General features: G+C 67.3%; 23 protein-coding genes. 7 read left to right on the top strand and 16 right to left on the bottom strand.

Annotated elements, in window-relative coordinates; genetic code table 11:
- The first annotated feature begins 121 nt into the window (after positions 1-121).
- Complete coding sequence (gene rpsU, locus B0E52_RS08145; RefSeq protein ID WP_077483322.1) at positions 122-337, top strand: 30S ribosomal protein S21; 216 nt, start codon at positions 122-124, stop codon at positions 335-337.
- Between the two features lie 182 nt (positions 338-519).
- Positions 520-966: a GatB/YqeY domain-containing protein gene (locus B0E52_RS08140; RefSeq protein WP_077483321.1), complete on the top strand. Its 447-nt coding sequence runs from the start codon at positions 520-522 to the stop codon at positions 964-966.
- 152 nt (positions 967-1,118) lie between these two features.
- Here B0E52_RS08140 and B0E52_RS08135 read toward each other — a convergent pair whose 3' ends face one another.
- Positions 1,119-1,388, bottom strand: coding sequence for a hypothetical protein (locus tag B0E52_RS08135; protein ID WP_254426742.1), 270 nt, complete (start codon positions 1,386-1,388; stop codon positions 1,119-1,121).
- Positions 1,389-1,578: 190 nt separating this feature from the next.
- Here B0E52_RS08135 and B0E52_RS08130 point away from each other — a divergent pair, with 190 nt between their 5' ends.
- Positions 1,579-1,749, top strand: coding sequence for a DUF1328 domain-containing protein (locus B0E52_RS08130; RefSeq protein ID WP_077483319.1), 171 nt, complete (start codon positions 1,579-1,581; stop codon positions 1,747-1,749).
- A 240-nt stretch (positions 1,750-1,989) separates the two neighbouring features.
- Here the strand turns inward: B0E52_RS08130 and B0E52_RS08125 are convergent, their stop codons facing one another.
- Positions 1,990-2,607, bottom strand: a complete 618-nt coding sequence (locus B0E52_RS08125) for a GNAT family N-acetyltransferase (protein WP_077483318.1) — start codon at positions 2,605-2,607, stop codon at positions 1,990-1,992.
- Positions 2,608-2,768: 161 nt separating this feature from the next.
- Here B0E52_RS08125 and dnaG point away from each other — a divergent pair, with 161 nt between their 5' ends.
- From dnaG to B0E52_RS08110, 3 genes are all read left to right on the top strand, one after another.
- Entirely contained in the window at positions 2,769-4,553 is a 1,785-nt protein-coding gene (gene dnaG, locus B0E52_RS08120; protein WP_077483317.1) for a DNA primase, read from the top strand.
- A 62-nt stretch (positions 4,554-4,615) separates the two neighbouring features.
- Entirely contained in the window at positions 4,616-5,236 is a 621-nt protein-coding gene (locus B0E52_RS08115; RefSeq protein ID WP_077483316.1) for a DedA family protein, read from the top strand.
- 116 nt (positions 5,237-5,352) lie between these two features.
- The gene (locus B0E52_RS08110; RefSeq protein WP_077483315.1) at positions 5,353-6,267 is read left to right on the top strand and encodes a hypothetical protein; all 915 of its coding nucleotides are present in this window, start codon (positions 5,353-5,355) and stop codon (positions 6,265-6,267) included.
- A 228-nt stretch (positions 6,268-6,495) separates the two neighbouring features.
- On the opposite strand, the gene B0E52_RS08105 is transcribed toward B0E52_RS08110, so the two are convergent.
- The 8 genes from B0E52_RS08105 to B0E52_RS08070 all read right to left on the bottom strand — a co-directional run bounded on the left by B0E52_RS08105 (position 6,496) and on the right by B0E52_RS08070 (position 15,464).
- On the bottom strand, positions 6,496-8,163 hold the full coding sequence (locus B0E52_RS08105; protein WP_077483314.1) for a Na/Pi cotransporter family protein: 1,668 nt from the start codon (positions 8,161-8,163) through the stop codon (positions 6,496-6,498).
- A gap of 87 nt (positions 8,164-8,250) precedes the next feature.
- Entirely contained in the window at positions 8,251-10,887 is a 2,637-nt protein-coding gene (mgtA, locus tag B0E52_RS08100; RefSeq protein ID WP_077483313.1) for a magnesium-translocating P-type ATPase, read from the bottom strand.
- 174 nt (positions 10,888-11,061) lie between these two features.
- Entirely contained in the window at positions 11,062-11,268 is a 207-nt protein-coding gene (locus B0E52_RS08095) for a hypothetical protein (protein ID WP_077483312.1), read from the bottom strand.
- Positions 11,269-11,561: 293 nt separating this feature from the next.
- Complete coding sequence (cyoE, locus tag B0E52_RS08090; protein WP_077483311.1) at positions 11,562-12,467, bottom strand: heme o synthase; 906 nt, start codon at positions 12,465-12,467, stop codon at positions 11,562-11,564.
- A 27-nt stretch (positions 12,468-12,494) separates the two neighbouring features.
- The gene (locus B0E52_RS08085) at positions 12,495-12,953 is read right to left on the bottom strand and encodes an EF-hand domain-containing protein (protein WP_077483310.1); all 459 of its coding nucleotides are present in this window, start codon (positions 12,951-12,953) and stop codon (positions 12,495-12,497) included.
- A 38-nt stretch (positions 12,954-12,991) separates the two neighbouring features.
- Entirely contained in the window at positions 12,992-14,146 is a 1,155-nt protein-coding gene (locus B0E52_RS08080) for a COX15/CtaA family protein (RefSeq protein WP_077483309.1), read from the bottom strand.
- Positions 14,146-14,715: a hypothetical protein gene (locus B0E52_RS08075; RefSeq protein WP_077483308.1), complete on the bottom strand. Its 570-nt coding sequence runs from the start codon at positions 14,713-14,715 to the stop codon at positions 14,146-14,148. The genes B0E52_RS08080 and B0E52_RS08075 overlap by 1 nt, the downstream gene beginning before the upstream one ends.
- Positions 14,712-15,464, bottom strand: coding sequence for an SURF1 family protein (locus B0E52_RS08070; protein ID WP_077483307.1), 753 nt, complete (start codon positions 15,462-15,464; stop codon positions 14,712-14,714). Before B0E52_RS08070 ends, B0E52_RS08075 begins: the two co-directional genes overlap by 4 nt.
- Positions 15,465-15,520: 56 nt before the next feature.
- Here B0E52_RS08070 and B0E52_RS08065 point away from each other — a divergent pair, with 56 nt between their 5' ends.
- Entirely contained in the window at positions 15,521-15,736 is a 216-nt protein-coding gene (locus B0E52_RS08065) for a twin transmembrane helix small protein (protein WP_139351621.1), read from the top strand.
- Positions 15,737-15,854: 118 nt separating this feature from the next.
- Here B0E52_RS08065 and B0E52_RS08060 read toward each other — a convergent pair whose 3' ends face one another.
- The 6 genes from B0E52_RS08060 to B0E52_RS08040 all read right to left on the bottom strand — a co-directional run bounded on the left by B0E52_RS08060 (position 15,855) and on the right by B0E52_RS08040 (position 22,237).
- Positions 15,855-17,675, bottom strand: coding sequence for an aspartyl protease family protein (locus B0E52_RS08060; protein WP_254426741.1), 1,821 nt, complete (start codon positions 17,673-17,675; stop codon positions 15,855-15,857).
- 90 nt (positions 17,676-17,765) lie between these two features.
- On the bottom strand, positions 17,766-18,653 hold the full coding sequence (locus B0E52_RS08055; RefSeq protein ID WP_077483305.1) for a cytochrome c oxidase subunit 3: 888 nt from the start codon (positions 18,651-18,653) through the stop codon (positions 17,766-17,768).
- Between the two features lie 109 nt (positions 18,654-18,762).
- The gene (locus B0E52_RS18535) at positions 18,763-18,927 is read right to left on the bottom strand and encodes a hypothetical protein (protein ID WP_168174156.1); all 165 of its coding nucleotides are present in this window, start codon (positions 18,925-18,927) and stop codon (positions 18,763-18,765) included.
- Between the two features lie 73 nt (positions 18,928-19,000).
- Positions 19,001-20,617: a cytochrome c oxidase subunit I gene (gene ctaD / locus B0E52_RS08050; protein ID WP_077483304.1), complete on the bottom strand. Its 1,617-nt coding sequence runs from the start codon at positions 20,615-20,617 to the stop codon at positions 19,001-19,003.
- A gap of 97 nt (positions 20,618-20,714) precedes the next feature.
- Positions 20,715-21,647, bottom strand: coding sequence for a cytochrome c oxidase subunit II (gene coxB / locus B0E52_RS08045; RefSeq protein ID WP_139351620.1), 933 nt, complete (start codon positions 21,645-21,647; stop codon positions 20,715-20,717).
- Between the two features lie 101 nt (positions 21,648-21,748).
- Positions 21,749-22,237, bottom strand: a complete 489-nt coding sequence (locus B0E52_RS08040) for a DUF2244 domain-containing protein (RefSeq protein ID WP_174575547.1) — start codon at positions 22,235-22,237, stop codon at positions 21,749-21,751.
- Positions 22,238-22,349: the final 112 nt, after the last annotated feature.

Below are 22,349 nucleotides of genomic sequence, written 5' to 3'. Positions count from 1 at the left end.
GATTACGGGCAGGCGGGGGGTGGGGGTCGGCTTTGAAAATTGCTCGTCAGGCACGGTATACTTCGCGGCTCGCCGTATTCAACAGTCCCGGAAGCGGGACAGATTACCACCCGGAGTATCCATGCCCAACGTCAAAGTCCGCGAGAACGAGCCGTTCGAAATCGCGCTGCGTCGTTTCAAGCGTACCTGCGAGAAGGCCGGTGTCCTGGCCGAAACGCGCAAGCGCGAGTTCTACGAAAAGCCGACCCAGGAGCGCAAGCGCAAGCGTGCCGCTGCGGTGAAGCGCCACCTGCGCCGCCTGTCGCGCGACGTCTCGCGCAAGACCCGGCTGTACTGAGTTCCCGGTTCCGCCGGTTCCCGGCGGACAGCGGCGTGCTCGCGCCGCATGCTCAGCAACACGGTTGGCGCGGTCCCTCGCAGCCACCGACCGCATCCGGATACGAAGGCCGGTGTTGCCGCAAGGCAACGCCGGCTTCGCCGTTTCCGTAAAATCGACCCCCACCCACCGGAACGCCTGCCATGACGCTCAAGCAGCAGCTCACCGACGACATGAAGGCCGCCATGCGCGGCGGCGACAAGCAACGCCTCGGCGTGATCCGGCTGGTGCTGGCGGCGATCAAGCAGCGCGAGGTGGACGAGCGCATCGAGCTGGATGACGCCCAGACCCTGGCCGTGCTGGAGAAGATGCTCAAGCAGCGCCGCGATTCGGTGAGCCAGTATGCCGCTGCCGGCCGCGAGGACCTGGCCGACGTGGAGCGCGCCGAGATGACGGTGATCGAGACCTACCTGCCCGCCCAGCTCGATTCGGCCGAACTGGATGCGCTGGTCGCCGCGGCCATTGCCGCCACCGGCGCCAGCTCGCCGCGCGACATGGGCAAGGTGATGGCCGCCGTGAAGGAACAGGCCGCCGGTAGAGCCGACATGGCCCAGGTCTCGGCACGCATCAAGGCGAAGCTGGCGGGGTAACCCTTGGGTTGAGAAAGTGCTTTCCTGCACTTTCTCAACTCGCCGAGCCCGGCGCGTGTCCGGCCTCGGCTCCGCCAATCAAGCGCTGGCGTGCTTGATTGGCGTGCGATCCATCCATGGATCGCGCCGCCAGGCTGTTTCTCGACAACCTGTCAGCGCCAGCTCATCGAGTACGCGAACAGCAGCACCAGCAGCAGGCCGGCCACCACCGCCAGCGCGCAGCGGCGCCGGCACAGGCGCTGCCAATTGGGCCGATCCAGGAACCAGCGCCCCGAGGCGGGGCTGCGCAGCACGGCGAGGCTGGCCAGCTGCTGCCAGGCGAAGTCCACGCGCGTGCCCAGTTCCTCCGCCCTGCGCGCGCTGTCCGCCGCGAGCGCACCGGCCTGCTCGAACGCGCGTACGATGGTGCGCTGCCTGCGCATCCGCATTGCCGTCAACAGCATCGCCGCCCCTCGAATCGATCGCCGCCGCAGCTTGCCGGGGGCGGTGGCCACGCGCAAGCCGGATGCATCGCGTTCACGAACGCACCGCTACAACCAAAGAGCCGCGCACATCCCCGCCCGCGGCCACTTCCCCTTGCACGCGGCGGATCGTCAGCCGCAGGAGTAGCGCATGCTCAAGTGGGCCATCATCTTCGCCATCATCTCGCTGGTCACCGGCCTGCTCGGTTTCCGCGGCATTGCCGGCGTGACCGGCACCATCGCCCGGTTCCTGTTCGCGGTCTTCCTGATCCTGTTCCTGGTCGCCGTGCTGGCCGTGATCGGGGTGTTCCATATCCTGTGACGCCCGGAGACATCGCCGGCGCCACATTCGCCGCGACGCCGGCAGTTTGAACCCGCCCGGTGCATTCACCCTTTCCCTCTTCCGGAAAGACGCGGGGAGATGCCATGGATGGCATCGGCTTCGAGGGGCGGGGAAGACCGGGGTGCGCGGCGGGTGCTCGTGACATCCCCGAGCAAAGCGCGGACCGGCGAGCGGCCTTCGCCAGTCCTGCCCTCGTCCGGCAGGCAGAAGGGACAAGCCTCAAGCAGGCATCCGCTCCATCCGCCGGTGATCCGGCACCGCGCCCTGCGCATTGGCCAGTGCGGAGCGTCGCTCGCCCGTCACCGCAAAGCCCAGCCGCTCGTACAGCGCCTGCGCCCGCGGATTGCTCGCGGCCACGTCCAGCACCATGCGTCGACGACCCGCCTGCATGCCGCGCTGGATCAGTTCCTCGATCAGTGCTTGCCCGATGCCCTGCCCACGCAGGACCGGCGATACGCCAAGGTGGGCGAGGTAGTGCATGCCGCGCGCAGGCGGCGGGATCACCCGCTCCACGCGTAGCCCGCGCGCGATCACCCCCGCCGCGTGGCGCAGACCATAATGCGCGAGGATCTGCCGCGCCGTCGCCAGCGTGAATTTGAGCGCCGTCTCGCCGCCGAATCCTGCGCCCACCGCCACCACCACGCCCTCCAGCTCGCCCACCACGTGGTTGCGCCAACCGAACTCGCCGGCACCATCGACGAAGGCGCGCTGCAGGAAGGCCTGGGCGCCGCCGCGCCCCGGCAGCGCGAACACGTAGTCGAACGCGGCGGGGCCGGAGCTGTGGATCAACGGCACCGCGGCCGCCGCGTCCTGCGCCGTGGCCGCGCGAAAACACATTGCCGAACCATCCGTCATCGTTGTCACCTCCGCCGTAACCCCATTGCATGCTAACCAGCGGCTCGGCCGCCACCGGCCTTCGGCCGGCGGATTGGCCGGCCTGCCACCCCTGCTGGCCGATTCGCCCCCGGGAAGGATCGACCCTCTAAACTACGGGAACCATGCGCGGCCTGATTCCCGACAGCTTCATCGACGAACTGCTTGCCCGCGTCGACATCGTCGACGTGATCGAGCGGCGCGTGCCGCTGAAGAAGGCCGGGCGCGAGTGGACTGCGTGCTGCCCGTTCCACGACGAACGCACACCTTCGTTCTACGTCAGCCCCGCCAAGCAGTTCTTCCACTGCTTCGGCTGCGGCGCGCACGGCAGCGCGATCAAGTTCCTGATGGATTACGAGCGGCTGGAGTTTCCCGACGCGGTGGAGGAACTGGCGCAGTCGGTGGGCCTCACCGTGCCGCGCGAGGGCGCCCGCGACGAGCGCCCGCGCGAGGACAAGACCGACCTCTACGCCCTGCTCGACGCCAGCGCCAGCTGGTACCAGGAGCAGTTGCCGAAGAACGCCGAGGCGCAGGCGTATTGCAAGAAGCGGGGGCTCGACGCCGACACCATCGCGCGCTTCCGCCTCGGCTGGGCGCCGGCCGGCTACGACGGCGTCACCAAGGCGCTGGGCAACACGCCGCGGCGAATGGAGCTGCTCGGCGAAGCCGGCATGGTTTCCACCGGCGAGCGCGGCAGCAAGTACGACCGCTTCCGCGAACGGCTGATGTTCCCCATCCTCGACCGTCGCGGGCGGGTGATCGCGTTCGGCGGAAGGATTATTCAAAAGTCCGGCGAGGGATTGCCGGCTCTCGATCCCGCGCAGGACGCGCGCAAAAGTGACGGCCCCAAATACCTCAACTCCCCCGAGACCCCGCTGTTCCACAAGGGCCGCGAGCTGTTCGCGCTGTGGCAGGTGAAGCAGGCGAACGCGAACCTGCAACGCATCGTGGTGGTGGAGGGCTACATGGACGTGATCGCGCTGCACCAGGCCGGCCTGCCGATCGCGGTGGCCACGCTGGGCACCGCCACCACGCCCGAGCACACCGAACTGCTGTTCCGCGCCGCGCCCGACGTGGTGTTCTGCTTCGACGGCGACCGCGCCGGCCGCGCCGCCGCGTGGAAGGCGCTGGATGCCGCACTGCCGCGGCTGCGCGACGGTCGCCAGGCGTATTTCCTGTTCCTGCCCGACGGCGAGGACCCGGACACGCTGGTCCGCAAGGAAGGCAAGGCCGGCTTCGAGCAGCGCCTGAAAAACGCCACGCCGCTGTCCGACTATTTCTTCGATGAACTGGCGCGCGACGTGGACATGGCCAGCCTCGATGGCCGTGCCCGCCTCGCCGAGCGCGCACGCCCGCTGATCGCCCGCCTGCCCGACGGTGCGTTCCGCGACCTGATGGCGCAGGAGTTGGAAAAGCGCAGCGGCGCCAGCGCCCGCCTGCAAGCCGACCCCGCCGCACGTCGCGCGGTGCAGCGACCGACGACGGCCCAGCGCTCGCTGGTACGCAGTGCGATCGCCCTGCTGCTGGCCCAGCCCGGCGTGGCCGACCAAGTGGAGAAACCCTACCGCTTCCTCAACCTGGACAAGCCCGGCGTGGGCCTGCTTGCGGAACTGCTGGACCTGGTGCGCAGCCGCCCCGGCATCAATCCGGCGACGCTGGTGGAACACTTCGCCGAACGCCCGGAATACCCTTCGCTGCAGAAGCTGATGGCCGCCGCCGTGGTAGGCGAGCCGGAGGCGCAACGCATCGAGTTCATGGACGCCCTGCGACGCATGGACGAGCAGGCCGTGGCGCTGCGCCGCGAGACGCTGCACGCGAAGATGCGCAGCGGCCCGCTGGCCGACGCCGAGAAAGCCGAACTGCGCGAACTGCTGGCCGCGCGCGTGCGGCCCGTCGACGCGCCGGACTGAGCGGATGCCGTCCGCTCCGTCGAATGTGGGATCATCCGCGCACATGCGCCGCAGGGACGCCGATGGATCTGCTTGAACGACTGATCACGATCTTCGCCGAGAACGGCTACGTCGCGGTGTGGATCGCGCTGACGATCTGCGGCCTCGGCCTGCCGTTGCCGGAAGACGTCACCTTGGTCGCCGGCGGCGTGATCGCCGGCCTGGGCTACGCCAACGTGCACGCGATGTTCGCGCTGTGCATGGTCGGCGTGCTGCTGGGCGACGCCACCGTGTTCATGCTCGGCCATCATTACGGTGCGCGCATGCTCAAGTGGCGTTGGGTCGCCCGCGTGCTCACGCCGGAGCGCTACCAGGTGGTGCAGCACAAGTTCGCGCGCTATGGCAACCGCGTGCTGTTCGCTGCCCGCTTCCTGCCCGGCATGCGCACCACCATCTACCTCACCGCCGGCACCACGCGCCAGGTGTCGCTGCTGCGCTTCCTGCTGATCGACGGCATCGCCGCGCTGGTCAGCGTGCCGGTGTGGGTGTACCTGGGCTATTTCGGCGCCGACAACCACGTCTGGCTGATGAAGTGGATGCAGCGCGGACAGAACAGCATGTGGTTCCTGCTGGCGCTGGCGCTGCTGTGCGTGGCCTGGCTGTGGTGGCGCCATCGCCGCCGGTGCATCGGCAGCGACGACTGAACTCCCGGCTGGCCGTGCCGGATGCCGGCAGCGGCGCATGGCCCGGTGACTTCCCGCACTGGTGCCGGTGCCGCCGGCGCCATGAACTGTCGACTCCCCATGCAGGAGTACTGACCGTGTCCGGAAAGATTCTGCTTGCCCTCGCCGCACTTGCCGCCCTGCTGCCGATCACGCCAGTCCGCGCCGCGGACAGCGCGCCAAGGTTCGCCGCGACGGTGCCGTTCCACGATTGCGCCGGCCTGATCTGCTTCCAGGCCGGCATCGACGGCGGACCGCCACGCACGCTGGCACTGGACACCGGCGATGTCGACTCGCAGATGCTGGCCAGCGCCGCCAAGACCATGAGGTGGCAGCCCAAGCCGGTATTGACCCACGGCAAACCCGTTCCCGGCTTCGAGGACGGCGGACGACACGTGCTCACGCTGGGCACGACACAGCTCCCGGTCCATTTCGCCGTGGTCGGCCCCGCGAGCTTCGGCCCCGCCCGCCTGCCCGCCGACGGCACGCTGGCCTATACCGCGCTGAAGGACCGCGTCCTGCAGATCGACTACCCGCATCATCTGCTGCGGATTTCCGCGCCCGTCGCCGCCGGCGCCCCGGCCGCGCACGCTCCCGGCACGCTGCAGCTGATCCACTTCGGGCACTACGGCCCACCCATCGTGGTGGGCGGGCCGTTCGACGTGGACGGCCACCCGGTCCACGCACAGATCGACACCATGTATACCGGCACGATGGTGGTCTACGACACCGCGCTGGCCAAACTGGGCCTGCACAAGCAAGGCACGCCCAAGCTGTTCGACTTCACCGACAACGGCGTCGAGATGCTGGCCTCGACGGCCCGCAGCCTGGGCTTCGATGGCCATCGCCTGCTGGGCGCCGACCCCACGATCTACTTCGCGGGGCACGGCAAGAACCCGGTGCACCAGCCCGACGGCCTGTTCGAGGCCACCGTGGGAAACCCGATCTTCGCGCACAGCGTGGTGACGATGGACTTCCATGCGATGACGCTGGACGTGCGTCCCGCGGGCTGAGGGTTTGCGGATTTTTCAAACTCTCGGGCCGGCCACGGATGGCCGGTCGCGGAGCAGTCGTGCAAGTGACTGATTCGCGGAGGCGCGTACGGACAAATCTGCCAGGAGCGGATTTGGACAGCCGAAGGCTGGCCCAAAGGGGCATGCCATGAATGGCGTGCACACACGCGCCGGACGCGCCGATGAAAAATTCCGCACGACGTGGAATTTTTCACAAGCTCCGAGCGCTCAGCCCGTCCCATCGCCTGCGCCGGTCTGCGCAGGCGCACGCAGCCGGTCCTGCAGCAGGCCGGCACGCTCCAGCACCGGATAGGCCAGCGCAGCCAGGTGCGAGTGGATGCGCTTCAGGTCGCGCAGGATGCGCAAGTAGACATCGCCCGCGCCGCCGTCGTCGCGGCGCTCGCGCAACGCGCGGATGTGCCGTTCGGAGATCTCGTTTTCCAGCCGCCACAGCACTTCCTTGCGCGCCACCAGCTGCTGCGCCGCGCGCCGGTCGCTGCGCAGGAACACCGCCCAGGCCAGCTGCAGGCTTTCCATCACCTGCGCGTGCATGCGCGCCAGGTCCTGGATGTCGTCGGCGCTGAAATCCTGGCCACGCGCGGCCTTCTTCGCGGCGAACTCCATCAGGTTGTTCGCGGTGATGTCGCCGACGTGCTCGACGTTGATCACGAAGCCGAGGATCTCCTGGCTGCGCTCGCCATCCTCGGCGTTCAGCGCCTCGTTGCCCAACTCGGCGAGGTATTCGCGGATCGCCACGCCGAGCCGGTCGAGGATCGCGTCCATCCGGCCGATCGCGGCGGCGCGCACGCGGTCGTCCTTGCCGAACACCTCGACCAGGCCTTTCAGCATGTTCTCGACCATGTCGGCCATGCGCATGGATTCGCGCGCGGCGTTCGCCAGCGCCACGTTGGCGGCGTCCAGCGCGCCCGCGTCCAGGTATTGCGGCACGCCGGCGTCGGCCGGCTGCGGCGGCTCGGGCAGCAGCCGCACCAGGAGCCGCGCCAGCTTCTGCACCGGCAGAATGAACAGCAGCGCCAGCGCGAGATTGAAGCCGGTGTGGAAATTCACCGCCATGCGCGCCGGCGAGTCGCCCAGATGCGCCAGCAGCGCGGCCAGCGGGCGCAGCAGGGGCAGACAGACCAGGCAGCCGAAGCCGCGCACCAGCAGGTTCCCCAGCGGCAGCCGGCGCGCCACCGGGGTTTTGGCGTCGAACAGCGCCGGCAGCGTGCCACCGAGGTTCGCGCCCAGCACCAGCGCCAGCGCGCCCTGCGCATCGACCACGTGGGCGGTGGCGAGCGAGGCGATCAACAGGACCACCGCCACGCTGGAATGGCAGGCCCAGGTGAGCAGCGCCGCCACCAGCAGGGCCAGCACCGGCTCGCCGGCGAGGCTGTGCAGCGCCGTGCGCAGCAGGGCAGTGCCTTCCACCGGCCCCATCGACACCACCAGCATGTGCAGCGCCAGCAGCATCAGGCCCAGGCCGATCGCGCAGCGGCCCAGGTTCTCGAAGCGCGCGTCGTCGCTGCGCCGGTACACCACGAAGCCCAGCAGCACCAGCGCCGGCGCCACCAGCGCGATGTCGAACGACAGCAGCTGCACCACCAGCGTGCTGCCCACGTTCGCGCCCAGCATCACCACCAGCCCCGGTACCAGGCCGAGGAAGCCGTTTGCCGCGAACGAAGTGGCCATCATGCCGGTGGCGGTACTGCTCTGCAGCAGCGCGGTCATGCCCAGGCCGAAACAGAACGCGGCGGCACGATGGCTGAGGTAGCGACCCAGCCAGCGGCGCAGCGCGCTGCCATAGCCGCGCAGCACGCCGCTGGTGACCATGTGGGTGCCCCACAGCAACAGCGCCACGTAGCCTGCGATATCCAGCAGGACCAGGGTTCCATTCATGATGTGCTCCGGGCTGGATCAGGCATGCGGCAGGGCCGCCCCTCGCTGCACCCCTCTCCCCGGATGGGAGAGGGAGTCAAGCCAAAGCTACAGCCAGCGCCCGTAGCCACGGATGTAGAACACCTTCACCAGTTGGGTCAGCGCGCAGTAGGCCACCACGGTGGCCGCCAGCCACGCGTAGTACACCGGCGGCATCTCCAGCATGCCGAGCTTGTGGCCCAACACGGTGTACGGGATCAGCATGCCGATGATGATGATCGCGGTGGTCAGGCCCAGCACCGGCGCAGCCGCGCTGCTCTGCAGGAACGGGATGCGCCGCGTGCGGATCATGTGCACCACCAGCGTTTGTGTGAGCAGGCTCTCGATGAACCAGCCGGACTGGAACATCGACTGGTGCGCCGGCCCGTTCGCGCCGAACACGAACCACAGCAGCAGAAAAGTGGTGATGTCGAACACCGAGCTCGACGGCCCCACCCACAGCATGAAGCGGCCGATGTCGCTGGCGTCCCACTTGCGCGGCAGGCGCAGGTACTCCTCGTCCATGCGGTCGAACGGAATCGACAGCTGCGAGATGTCGTACAGCAGGTTCAGCACCAGGATCTGCAACGGCAGCAGCGGCACGAACGGCAGGAACACGCTCGCGATCAGCATGCTCAGCACATTGCCGAAGTTCGAGCTGGCGGTCATCTTGATGTACTTGATGATGTTGCCGAAGGTAATGCGCCCTTCCAGCACGCCCTCCTCCAGCACCATCAGGTTCTTTTCCAGCAGGATGATGTCGGCCGACTCCTTGGCGATGTCGGTGGCGGTGTCCACCGAGATGCCCACGTCGGCGTCGTGCAGCGCCGGCGCGTCGTTGATGCCGTCGCCAAGGAAGCCCACCGTGTGGCCCTGGCGCTGCAGCGAGCGCACCACGCTGGCCTTCTGCAACGGCGACATCTTGGCGAACACCGTGGTGCGCTTGACCAGCTCGTCCAGCGCGGTCTCGTCCAGCGACTCGATGTCGCGGCCCTGCACCGAATGGCTGACGTCCAGCCCTACTTCGCGGCAGATCTTGCGCGTCACCGCCTCGTTGTCGCCGGTGATCACCTTCACCTCGACGCCGTGCTGGTGCAACGCGGCGATCGCGGTGGCGGCCGAATCCTTGGGCGGATCGAGGAAGGCCAGGCAACCCACCGCGGTGAGTCCGCTCTCGTCGGCCACGCTCCAGGCGCGTTCGGCGGCCGGTTCGCGACGGATCGCCACCACCAACACGCGCAGGCCGTCCTCGTTGAGCTTGTGCGTCATCGCCTTGATCTCGCGGCGGCGCTCGTCGGTCATGGGCTCGACCGTGCCGCCCACCTGCGCCCAGGCACAGGTGGACAGCATCTCCTCCACCGCGCCCTTGCAGATCAAGAGGTGCTCGGCGCCGCCGTTGGCCACCACCACCGACATGCGCCGGCGCTGGAAGTCGAACGGGATCTCGTCCACCACGCGGTAGCGCGCCGCGGTCGGCTCCAGGTCGCGGTGCTCCAGCACCGCCTTGTCCATCAGGTTCTTCAGTCCGGTCTGGAAGCGGCTGTTGAGGTAGCCGTATTCCAGCGCCTCGTCGGACTCCTCGCCGTCGAGGTCGAGGTGGCGCTCCAGCACGATCTTGTCCAACGTCAGCGTGCCGGTCTTGTCGGTGCACAGCACGTCCATCGCGCCGAAGTTCTGGATCGCGTTGAGCCGCTTCACCACCACCTTGCGCTTCGACATCGCGATCGCGCCCTTGGCGAGGTTCGCGGTGACGATCAGCGGCAGCATCTCCGGCGTGAGGCCCACCGCCACCGACAGTGCGAACAGGAAGGCCTCCCAGAAGCCCTGCTTGTACCACTGGATGCCCAGCACCACCGGCACCATCACCGCCATGAAGCGGATCAAGAGCCAGCTCACCGAGTTCACGCCGCGGTCGAAGCTGGTCTGCACGCGCTGGCCGGTCATGCTGTGCGCCAGCGAACCGAGGTAGCTGCGCGTGCCGGTGGCCACCACCACTGCGCTGGCGGTGCCGGAGATCACATTCGTGCCCATGTAGCAGACCGTGGGCAGATCCAGCGGATTGCCGGTCGCACCCTCGCCGTGCGCATGCGCGGGTGCGACCTTCTCCACCGGCAGCGACTCGCCGGTGAGGATCGCCTGGCTGATGAACAGATCCTTCGCTGACAGCAGGCGCAGGTCGGCGGGCACCATGTCGCCCGCGCCCAGATGCACGATGTCGCCCACCACCAGCTCGCCCACCGGCACCTCGATCTGCTCGCTGTGGCCGTCGGAGGCCTGCCGCGTCACCGTGGCGGTGTTGCGCACCATCGCCTTCAGCTCCTCGGCCGCGCGCGAGGAGCGGTATTCCTGGGTGAAGGTCAGCACCACGCTGATGCCCACCATCGCCGCGATGATGATCGGCCCGGTAAGGTCGCTGTCGTCGGCGAACAGTTGCACGCCGGCCAGCACCAGCAACACGATGATGAAGGGGTTCTTGAACGCGCGCAGCAGCTGCAGCGACCAGTGCGGCGGCTTCTCGTGCGAGACCTCGTTGGCGCCGTCGCGGTGCAGGCGCTCGGTGATGTGCTCCTCGTCCAGTCCACGGACGGACGTCTCGAGCGCGGCCAGCAACGCGTCGTTGTCGCGGAACGCTTCCTGTGCCGCAAGCACCTGCGCCGGGGCGGGGGCAGCGACCTTGACGGTCGGGCGGGAGAAGGACTTGCTCATGGGTCGCTACCGTTGATCGAAAAGCTCCGCGCCGAGGCAGCGTGTCGGCGTCGGCCGGCTACCTGGGTGGAACGTCCGCTGTGGAGCCGACGGCGGCCACACGGACCGCCGGACACAAACCGCGCCTCCGCCACACTGGCGGAGGCCAGCACCTGCGGGGCGCACACGCGTGCATCAGTGACTGGATGCCAGTTGCAGATGACGCGGCGACGACAACGGCACGACGGCACGCGCCTCGGCGTGCCGCGGCGGCTCGACGGACAGGGCAGCCAGCGGTGCCGGCACGGTCACGACGTAGACACGCCGCCGCGCATCGCGGCGTACGGCGAACAGGCTGCGGCGGGGAGTCCGCAGGCGGAGAAAATCGCGAAGGAGCTTCATGGGCCCATCTCCTCGGTTACGGCGTGCGACGCCGTCGAGGATGGGCCGGCGTTTCCTAGTCGAGGAAAGTACCGGCCGACCGCTGGCGGTTGCCGCAGGCGTTCAGCTTGTTATGCATTGCCGGCACCCGATGCGAGCGGATGTCGACGTTGCGACTAGGGTAAACGTCCATATGCCTTGGTTAGTCAGGACAGGATGCCGGCGAGAGTGACACATCGCGCGACCCGCGTATTTTGCGGTGCGATAGCGATCGAGTCAACGCATGAAACGTGAATCGGCGGAGAAATATCGGGCTAGCCCAGCCGCTGGAACGCCAGGCCCTGGTGCAGCAGCGGCTCGGCCAGCCAGTGATCGGCCAGCAGGAACGCGAACAGCGCCATCAGGTAGATGATCGAATACTTGAACACGCGCATCGCGAAAAACTCGTCCGGCGGATTCAACAGGCGGATCGCGTAGTACAGGAAGCCCGCGCCCAGCACCACCGCGCCGCCGAGGTAGAGCCAACCGCTGTAGCCGGTGATCGCCGGCAGCAGGGTCACCAGCACCAGCAGCACGGTGTAGAACAGCACCTGCCAGCGCGTGTAGGCCACGCCGTGGGTCACCGGCAGCATCGGCACGCCGGCGCGCGCGTAGTCCTCGCGGCGGAAGATCGCCAGCGCCCAGAAGTGCGGTGGCGTCCACACGAAGATGATCAGGCACAACTGCAGCGCGAACGGATGCAGCGATCCGGTCACCGCGGTCCAGCCCAGCACCGGCGGGACCGCGCCGGCCAAGCCGCCGATCACGATGTTCTGCGGCGTGGCGCGCTTGAGGTAGGCGGTGTACACCAGCGCGTAGCCGATCAGGCCCGCGAAGGTGAGCCACGCGGTGAGCCCGTTCACCAGCAGCGCCAGCACCAGCATCGAGACGATGCCGATCGCGATCGCGAACACCAGCACCTGCCACGGCTTGAGATGGCCGGTGGCCAGCGGGCGGCGGGCGGTGCGCGCCATCAGCTTGTCGATGCGCTGGTCGATCAAGTGGTTGAACGCAGCGGCCGAACCCGAGGCCAGCCAGATGCCCAGCGTGCCGAACACCAGCGCGCGCCACGGCGGGATGCCGGGTACGGCGAGGAACATGCCGATCACCGCGCAGAACACCAGCAGCGCCACCACGCGCGGCTTGGTCAACTGCAGGTATTCAGAGAAAACAGAAGGCACGGCGACACTCGGCAATGGATGCGGTCTTCATTCGTGCCCGGCACGCTCAGCAGAACCACGCTCGTCCGGCACGACATCGGTGTAGTTGGCGAATTCCGAATACGACAGGCGATGATCGTGGTCCGTGTCGTACTTGTCGAACTGCGAGCGCAGGATAACCATCTCCGGCGGCAATTCGGAACGGCTCAAAAAGCCATCGCGGTTGCGATCCAGCGCCAGGAAAGCGTCCGTCGACTCCTGCGGAGTCATCAAGGGTTGCTTCCGCGCGCGCCGCAACGACTCGGCGGCCTTCGTCTCGAACGAAGCGCGGTTTTCATTCTGTACCTGCTGCCGCATTTCCAGCCTTCCGGCGTCCCGCCCCGCCTGCGGTCGTTCCTGGGCGTTCGTCGTTCCGCTCCATGCGGCGGAAAGCGACGACAAGCCGGTCAGTATCGCGAGGACCCTCGTACCGTTGCCCACAGCCACCCCCGTGTTCGCTGCCGCCATGTTCGCATGCCGGGCCGGCTGCAAGCGTCCGACAGGCCTCACGGCTCACAGCCTTGCCTGCGCTGGGTGCGCGCCAGCGTCGCCACGAGGGCGAACAGCAGCAGCGCCGCCATGCCGTTGTGTGCGGTTGCCACCGGCAGCGGCAAGCCGAAGTGCACGTTGCTGATGCCCAGCAGCACCTGGCAGACCAGCGCTGCACCGATGGCGATGCCGCACCAGCGCAACCCACGCCGGGCCAGCCGATGCGACAGCCAGCCGAGGTAGCAGAACACCACCAGTGCGCCGATCCGGTGCACCATCTGGATCGCGGTGCGCGCGCCCTGGTCGAGGATGCCGCCTTCGTAATCCACGCCGATGCCACGCCACACGATGAAGCCCTGGTGATAGTCGCCCGGCGGCCACCACTGGCCGAGGCACTTCGGGAACGCCGCGTCGCCGAAACCGCAGGCCAGCGCCGCGTAGTTCGACGAGGTCCAGCCGCCCAGCGCGATCTGGCAGGCCAGCAGCACGATGCCGAGGATCACCAGCTTGCGCAGCCCTGCCAGCGCATCGTCCGCCGCACCCACGCCGCCGAAGCGCACCGCCGCGTAGCCCAGCAGCGCGAACGTGGTCATGCCGCCCAGCAGGTGCCCGGTCACCACGACGGGTTTCAGCAGCAGGGTCACCGTCCACATGCCGAGCATCGCCTGGAAGATGATCACGCCCAGCGCCACCAGGCAGATGCGCCACGCCGCCGGCCGTTGCAGCGCCAGCGCGGCGGCCAGCGGCAGCGCGATCGCGCACACCGCCAGCAGCGACGACCAGTGATGCTCGCCGCGCATGTACATCACCACACCCACCGCGGCGAGCGCCGCACTGCCTACCAGCGTCAGCACGGTCCAGCGCCGTCGCCATGCGGCCAGCAACGCCAGCGCCAGCACCAGCACGCCCAGCGTGCCGGCCAGCATGCGGTGTACCTGTTCGCGCCAGGCCTTGTGCGCCTCATACGGGCGATCCGGGAATGCGGCATCGGCCTTGGCCACCGCCTGTGCGTGGCTGGGCCAGGTGGCCTCGCCGTAGCAGGTGGGCCAGTCCGGGCAGGACAGGCCTGCATTGGACAGGCGCACGAAGGCGCCGAACATCACCAGCCCGAACGCGAACACGGCCGCCAGCAACGACAGCCAGCGCAGGATTTGCACGACACGCGACGACATTACTTGATGACCTTGCGCAGATCCCGGAACAGGCCGGAGGGATCGAAACCGGCAGGATAGCGCGCCAGCGCCGTGCCGTCGGACTCCACCAGCACGGCGCTCACCGTGTCCGGTTGCTGCGGTCGCCATTGCGCCAGCTTGCCGTCCACGTCCTGGCCAAGCTGCCAGAAGTTGGCCATGCCGTCGTGCTGTTCGTCGACAGGCGGCGTGCCCACGTAGAGCAGGCGCAGCCGCGACTGGTTGCGGTTGAGCATCACGCGGCTCTTGGCCATCGCGGTCAACGTCGCATAGCAGCGCGCGGCGCAATCCGGCCCGGGCAGCGCCACCAGGGTCAGCCGCGGCTCGCTGTCGCGCCACGCCCAGTCCTTGCCGTCGGCGAGGCGCACCGGCAGCTGTTCCTGGGCGAAGTTGCGTTGCGGCAGGATCGGCAAGCCGTTGCCCTGCGCACCGGGTTGCCAGCCGCTCAACGTGAGCACCAGCGCCAGCACGAACGGCGCGGCGAAGATCGAGGCGACCAGCAGCAGCTTCAGGCGACTCTTGCGGAGCGCGGCGGGATCAAGGGCATTCATCGGGAGTCCGTCGGTCGGGATTTGCGCGAACCGCGCTTGCGATTCAGCACCAGCAGGATCACCACTACGGCGATCGCGAAGGAGAACCACTGGAACGCGTAGGCGCGATGCCGCGCCGGCGGCATGTCGCCGAAGTCCAGCGTGTGCACGCGCACGTAGATCGAGGCCGGGTCCGCATCCAGGCTCAGCACGCGCGGATACAGCTTCGCGCCGAGGTCGGCGGCGATCTGCCGCAGGTCGAAGTAGATCGTCTTCTTCGGCCAGCGTGTCTGTCGCATGAGCGCGTTGCCGCCCATCTCGAAGCCACGGCCCGGCGGCGGCACATAGAGCCCGTGCAAGTCCTGCACGCCTTCCGGCAGGGCCGGCAGCTGCGGCGTCTGGTCGGTGCCGTTGCCGGGCAGGAAACCCAGGTCCGCCAGCAGCAGGCGGTCGGCACCCGGCACGCGCAGCGGCACGTAGACTTCCACACCGCCGCGATCATCGTGCTTCGGATTGTCCAACAGGTAGACGCGGTCGGCCAGGTAGCGGCCCTGCACCCGCACCCGCGGATAGGCATCCGGCGGCGGTCGCGCGGCCACCGCGGCGAAGTCCTGCGGCGACGCGACAGCCGCCGCGGCATAGCGTCGCAGCAACTCGTCCTTGTAGTCGGCACGGTGCAGTTGCCAGAAGCCCAGCCGCACGAAAAGCACGGCTGCGGCAGCGGTCAGCAGGATCGCCCACCATGGCGGGCGGCGGAAACCACCTAGCACGATGCGCTACCTGCCGTGGCTATACTCCCTGCACCCCATTCGACCGGATCAATCACGTGGGCCCCATCTACAAATACGCGGTGGTGGTGTTGCTGCTGGTGGTGATCTTCAGCCTCGCCCAGGCGCTGTACTACATGATGACCGACAAGGACAACGACAAGCGCATGGCCTGGGCGCTGACCCGCCGCATCGCGCTGTCGCTGCTGCTGATCGGCATGGTCGTGTTCGGCATCTGGATGGGCTGGCTGCAGCCGCACGACGTCGGCCAGTGATTGTAGCTGCTGGCATGGCAGCCGGTTCGCTACGACGATGAAAACCGGTCGTCAGCGCGCACGTTGTCATCGCGACGCGGGAGCCGCGTGCGTGCTGGCGCAAGTCTGGCGCGGCACACTATTTTGCGGGCGGCGCACCCGCTGAGGAGGTCGCTGCCGGCGCGCCCGCCGAAAGCAGGCCGTACCTGGCGACCTGTGCATCGATGGTCTTGTCGAGCGCGCGTGCGACGGCAATTTCGGCTTCGCCGGCGCCGGCCTTTCCGCTGTGCGCCTCCGCCAACCCCAGGCCATAGTGCGTCCATGCCGATTTGGGCAAATGGACCAGCGCCAGCTGGTAGGCCTGGATAGCCTCGGCGTCGTTGCCCATGCGCAGGTACACGAGCCCGAGGCTGTCCAGATACGCCGGACGATCACCGTCGCGTTTGATCGCCTCACGGCAATCGTGCAGCGCGCCCTTCAACGACTGATTGGCCAATGCACGCCCCCAGCAGCGTGCGTTGAGTGCGTTGCCGAGCGTCGCATCGTCGCGATGCATGCGAATCCAGTCGTCCAGCAACGGCAGCGCCTCGGCCGGCTGTCCGATGGCAACGTAGAGTTGGGCGATGGCAAAGGACTGCATCGAACCGGACGGCGCGAGCGGACGCGCCGCCGCGACGTCCGCCGCAGCGCCTGCCAAATCCTTTTTCGCATGCCGCATGCGGGCGCGCATCAGCAAGGCGTCGAAGTTCTTCGGATCGAGCTGGATCGCCTTGTCCAGGTCGGCCAAGGCCGCATCGGGCTGCTTGCTCGCGGCCAGGTCGCGGGCGCGGATCAGGTAATCGTTGGCGTTGTTCGGGTCGAGCCGGATGGCCGCATCCAGGTCGGAGCGCGCATTGGCTAGTTCGCCGCGCGCCAGGCGCGCCTGGCCGCGCAACGCGTAATCGGCCGCCGCCCTGGGTTCGTCGCCGGCGTCCTTCGCCGCGGCGGCGGCCGGCTCGTTGGTTCCGATCGACGCGGTATCCAACGAAAACACGCGGCCGCCGTTGTAGGTGAAGTACATCTTCTTCTGACTGTTGGCGATGTAGATGTGATGGGCCAACATGAAATCGACGCCCAGCAGGATGTCGGTCGAGCCGTCGCCGATCCTGCCGTCCATCACCAGCATCTGGCTGTGCTGGATCGTTTCGGTTCCCACCGAAAACTTGTCGACCGGCACGATCCAGGTTTGATCGCTCTTGTCGCCGATGCCGTGAATGCGGGGGCCCGCCTTGACCCCGGACTCGTCGAGATCGATGCCCGCACGTTCAGCGGCGCGGCGGTCGATCAACGTGGCTGTGGCGCCGCTGTCCAGCAAGGCACGGAAATTCCTGCCGTTGATCGTGACGTCGACAAAACTGCGCCGATCGCTCCCGTTGCCGTAGCCGGCATGCAGATCGGCGACTTGGTAATTGCGGCCCGTCGACCAGTAGGCCAGCGCCGATTTTTGGCAACCATCGGGCTGGAACAGCGTTACCTTGCCATGCGCCAGATCAAGCTCCAAGTCCGCGGAGTCGAGCATGTTGGCGCCCAGCGCCCCGCGTCCCGCATCCGAGCCACCCGCCAGAAACAGGACGTTGTGGAACACCGTGTCGAGCATGCCGAAGTCGTTGACCCGGGCGACCTTCACGTCGCTCGAGCCGCCAATGCCGCGCATACGCATGTCGTAGGGCGGGGGTGAAAGCGGAAGCTTCAATGCCCCGGCTTCGGCGCGCGACATGAAGTTGAAGAACGCGCCTGTGTCGAGAATGAACGACGTGTCGACACCGTTCACCTTGACCTGCGTGGTGGCCCGTTCGCCGACCATCTGCACGGGCAAGGTGCCGTACTTGGCCAGCTTGCACCCGTCGGCATGCACCACGCCGACGCAGGCGAACCACGCGCAGGCGCCGAGCCACATCCATCGCGACGAACGGCTTTCCATCGCACTCTCCATGCCGTCGACAAGCGCGCCTGACCCGGCGCAAGGTTCAGCCGTGCTGACTCGTGGGAATCAGAACCGCCGTTCTCGCGATTACAGGATGTAGACGAACAGGAACAGGCACAGCCAGACCACGTCGACGAAGTGCCAGTACCACGCCACCGCCTCGAAGCCGAAGTGGTGATCCTTGCTGAAGTGCCCCTTCAGCACGCGCAGCCAGATCACCGCCAGCATGATCGTGCCCAGGGTCACGTGCAGGCCGTGGAAGCCGGTGAGCATGAAGAAGGTGGAACCGTAGACGCCGCTGTGCAGCGTGAGGTTCAGCTCCTTGTACGCCTCCATGTACTCGTGCGCCTGGAAGAACAGGAAGCTTGCGCCCAGCAGCACGGTAAGGCCGAGGAACAGCAGGATCCGGCCGCGGTGGCCGCCACGCAGCGCATGGTGCGCGATCGTCACGGTGACGCTGGAGGTGAGCAGGATCAGGGTGTTCAGCAGCGGCAGCCCCCACGGCGGCACGGTGCTGAAGGCGCCGCCGATGTGCAGCGGGCCGTTGCCGCCGGCCGCGCCCCACGCACCGCTGTAGGTGTCGTAGAGAAACTGGTGGGTAAGCACGCCGTGGCCGTGACCGCCCAGCCACGGCACCGAGAACGCGCGGATGTAGAACAGCGCGCCGAAGAACGCGCCGAAGAACATCACCTCGGAGAAGATGAACCACATCATGCCCATGCGGAACGAGGTGTCCACCTGGGGGTTGTACATGCCGGCCAGCGATTCCTTGATCACCGAATGGAACCAGCCGAAGAACATGCCGAGGACGCCGATCGCGCCGATCGTGATCACCGTCTTGCCGAAGCCGGCCTCACCGGGCTCCGCATTCAGCCAGTGCGCGGCGCCGAACACGGTGAGGAACATGACCACCGCGGCGACGATCGGCCACTGGCTCTTGCTCGGTACGTAGTAGATGTCGTGCTGCTGACCCATGGTTTGACCCCGTGGCGTTGCTCTGGTGACCCGGCCCGGTGATGCCGTGGCCGGATATCTGCCGGACGACCTGCCTTCGCCGTCCGTGGAATCCGGTATGGCGCTGCGCCTATTTCATCAGCAGGATCTGCGCGAACGACAGCAGATAGAACGCGCCGACCACGATCGCCAGCACCGTCACGGTGCGGCGCACGCCGCGGCGACGCCCCTGCTCGAAGCGGTCCTTCCCGAACCGGTTGTCGACGATGCCGGATGTCATGCGGCCTGATGTCATGCGACTCGATGTCATGCGCTGCTGTCCCCGCTGGCGCCGTCGCGGCCCTGCGGCCGCGGCGGCGGGATGATGGTCAGTCGTTCACGTGGCCGTGCGCCAGTTCCTCGTCGTGCACCACCGGCGGCACCGTGAAGCTGTGGTGCGGCGGCGGCGAGGACAGCGTCCACTCCAGGCCGCGCGCACCTTCCCACACGCGGTCGGTGGCCTTCTTCTTCGAGAAGAACGCGCAGTGCACGATCACGCCCAGGAAGATCAGCTGCGAGGCGCCGAACAGGAAGCCGCCGATCGAGCTGATCATGTTGAAGTCGGCGAACGCCACGTTGTAGTCGGGGATGCGGCGCGGCATGCCGGCCAGTCCCAGGAAGTGCTGCGGGAAGAACAGCACGTTCACGAACACCACCGAGCACCAGAAGTGCACCTTGCCCCAGAACTCGTTGTACATGTGGCCGGTCCACTTCGGCATCCAGTAGTAAGTGGCCGACATGATCGCGAACGCTGCGCCGGTCACCAGCACGTAATGGAAGTGCGCCACCACGAAGTAGGTGTCGTGGTACTGGAAGTCGGCCGGCACCAGCGCCAGCATCAGGCCGGAGAAGCCGCCGATGGTGAACAGGATCACGAACGCGATCGCGAACAGCATCGGCGTCTCGAACGACAACGAGCCGCCCCACATCGTGGCCACCCAGTTGAACACCTTCACGCCGGTGGGTACCGCAATCAGCATCGTCGCGTACATGAAGAAGATCTCGGCCCCCATCGGCAGGCCGACCGCGAACATGTGGTGCGCCCACACGATGAACGACAGGAAGGCGATCGAGGCAATCGCGAACACCATCGCCTTGTAACCGAAGATCGGCTTGCGCGAGAACGTCGGGATCACTTCCGAGATGATCCCGAACGCCGGCAGGATCATGATGTACACCTCGGGATGCCCGAAGAACCAGAACACGTGCTGGTACAAGACGGGATCGCCACCGCCGTGCGGGTTGAAGAAGCTGGTGCCGAAGTACTTGTCGGTGAGCAGCATGGTCACCGCGCCGGCCAGCACCGGCATTACCGCGATCAGCAGGAACGCGGTGATCAGCCAGCTCCACACGAACACCGGCATTTTCAGGAGATCCATGCCCGGCGCGCGCATGTTGAGGATGGTGGCGATGATGTTGATCGCGCCCATGATCGAGCTGATGCCCATCAGATGGATCGCGAACACGGTGTAAGCCAGCGACGAACTCTGCAGCGACAGCGGCGGATACATCGTCCAGCCGCCGGCCTGGCTGCCGCCGGGGAGGAACAGCGTGGACAGCAGCAGCGCGAACGCGAACGGCAGGATCCAGAACGACAGGTTGTTCATGCGCGGCAGCGCCATGTCCGGCGCGCCGACCATCATCGGGATCATCCAGTTACCGAGGCCCACGAAGGCCGGCATGATCGCGCCGAAGATCATCACCAGCGCATGCATGGTGGTCATCTCGTTGAAGAAGTACGGCTGCACCAGCTGCAGGCCGGGCTTGAACAGCTCGGCGCGGATCACCATCGCGAAGCTGCCGCCGATGAAGAACATCGTCAGCGAGAAGATCAGGTACAGCGTGCCGATGTCCTTGTGGTTGGTGGACATCACCCAGCGCTGGAAGAAACCCTGCGGCGCGTGGTGGTGGTCGTCGTGCTGATCGTGGGTGGCTTCGTGGGCCATGGCCTTGCACCTCTACCTGATGTTCTGTCGTGGGCGCAGCCGCGGGCGGCTGCGATCCGGATCCTCGCGGCCGTGGCGGCCCGCTCGCTGCGTGGCGTCAGCCGTGCCCGCCGGCGTCGGGGGCCACAACCTGCGCAGTGGCCGGCGCGGCGGCAGTGGCGGCCGCGGCCGGTGCGGCGGGAGCCGGCGCATTCGCCTGCTCCTGCGCGGCCAGCCACTTGGCGAAGTCCTCCTTCGACACGGCCTTCACCACGATCGGCATGAAGCCGTGATCCTGGCCGCACAGTTCGGCGCACTGCCCGCGGTAGGTGCCGGCCGCGTTGATGTTGGTCCACGCCGAATTGATGATTCCCGGAATCGCGTCCATCTTCCAGCCGAACGACGGCATCCACCACGAGTGGATCACGTCCTCGCTGGTGATCACGAAGCGGATCTTGGTGTGGATCGGCAGCACCAACGGCTTGTCCACGTTCAGCAGGTAGGTGTTCTCGTCGCCGGTCTTCACCGCGTACGGATCCAAGCCCGAATCCAGCTGGCGGGTCTTGTCGGAGAGCGCGTCGAGCTTGGACATGTAGCCGACCTTGCTGACCGGCTTGCCGAGGTAGTCGACGTAGTCGTAGCGCCACTTCCACTGGTAGCCGGTGACCTTCACCGTCATCTGCGAGCCGGTGGTGTCGTAGAACGTGCGCATGCCGTCGGTGGCCAGCCATGCCAGCGTCATCAGGATGATCACCGGGATCGTGGTCCAGATGATCTCCACCATGGTGTTGTGCGACCACTTCTCGGCCACCGCGCCGCGCGACTTGCGGAAGCGGAACATGGCGATGAACATCGCGCCGAACACCAGCACGCCGATCACCACGCACACACCGAGCGCGACGTTGTTGAGGAAATACGGCTCGCCCGACCAGGTGGTCGCGCCACGCCCCATGTTGAGCTGCCATGGATGGGGATCGGCCTGCGCGAGCCCGGCGCACAGCGCCAGCACGATGGCCGTCGACGCCACCACGGCGCGCCTGATGCCGGCCATCCCGCCGCGGCTGGATCGGCCGTCACGGATTCGATGTCCGTCCGGCCCGGTCCCGTCAGTCCTGATGCTGCCAGATGTCATGCTCTCGCCCTTTGTTGAACCTATCCGCGCGACTGGTCGTTGACCTCTTCCAGCAGCACCTTGAGTTTCCGCAACAGCTCGACACGTTCCTGTTCGGCCAGGAACCCGCCGATTTCCAGCTCGCGCCCGTGCGAAGACAGCAGCAGGCGGCGACATCCGCTTTCCCCCTCGTCCATCCGCACGCGCATCCAGTAAAGCTGGAAACGCACGCGTTGTCGGCCCGGCAACGATTGCACCTCCAGCGACGTGTCGTCGAGGGTGATGCGCTCGCTGCGGTCGCCGGCCCGCCAGGCCACGCACAAGGCGACAGCCACGGCAGACGACTCGACCAGGGCGAACAGCGGAGCGAACACATTCCCCTGCCACGCACCCAGGACGGCGGTCGTCAGCGCCAGCGCCACCAGAAGCATGATGAGCCGACGCAGGCCGCGCCGACTGAGCGTGCGATTCGGCCTGAGCCATATCGTCACGCGAGGCAAGCCGGCGGCGGCTGGTCGTAGCACGATCATGGAGATCCGGCGTGCCAAGAGCGCTTCGATGATAGGTCGCAAGTGCGCAAGGGGCAAGAATGCCGCAGGGACTTGAGCCGAGTCACTCTGCCGGGCATGCACGACATACCTC

The organism is Rhodanobacter sp. C06 (genome assembly GCF_002001105.1).
In the GTDB taxonomy this organism is placed as follows: domain Bacteria; phylum Pseudomonadota; class Gammaproteobacteria; order Xanthomonadales; family Rhodanobacteraceae; genus Rhodanobacter_A.
Note: the sequence above shows the minus strand (reverse complement) of the source record. Positions and strands in the feature narration are given on the sequence as shown.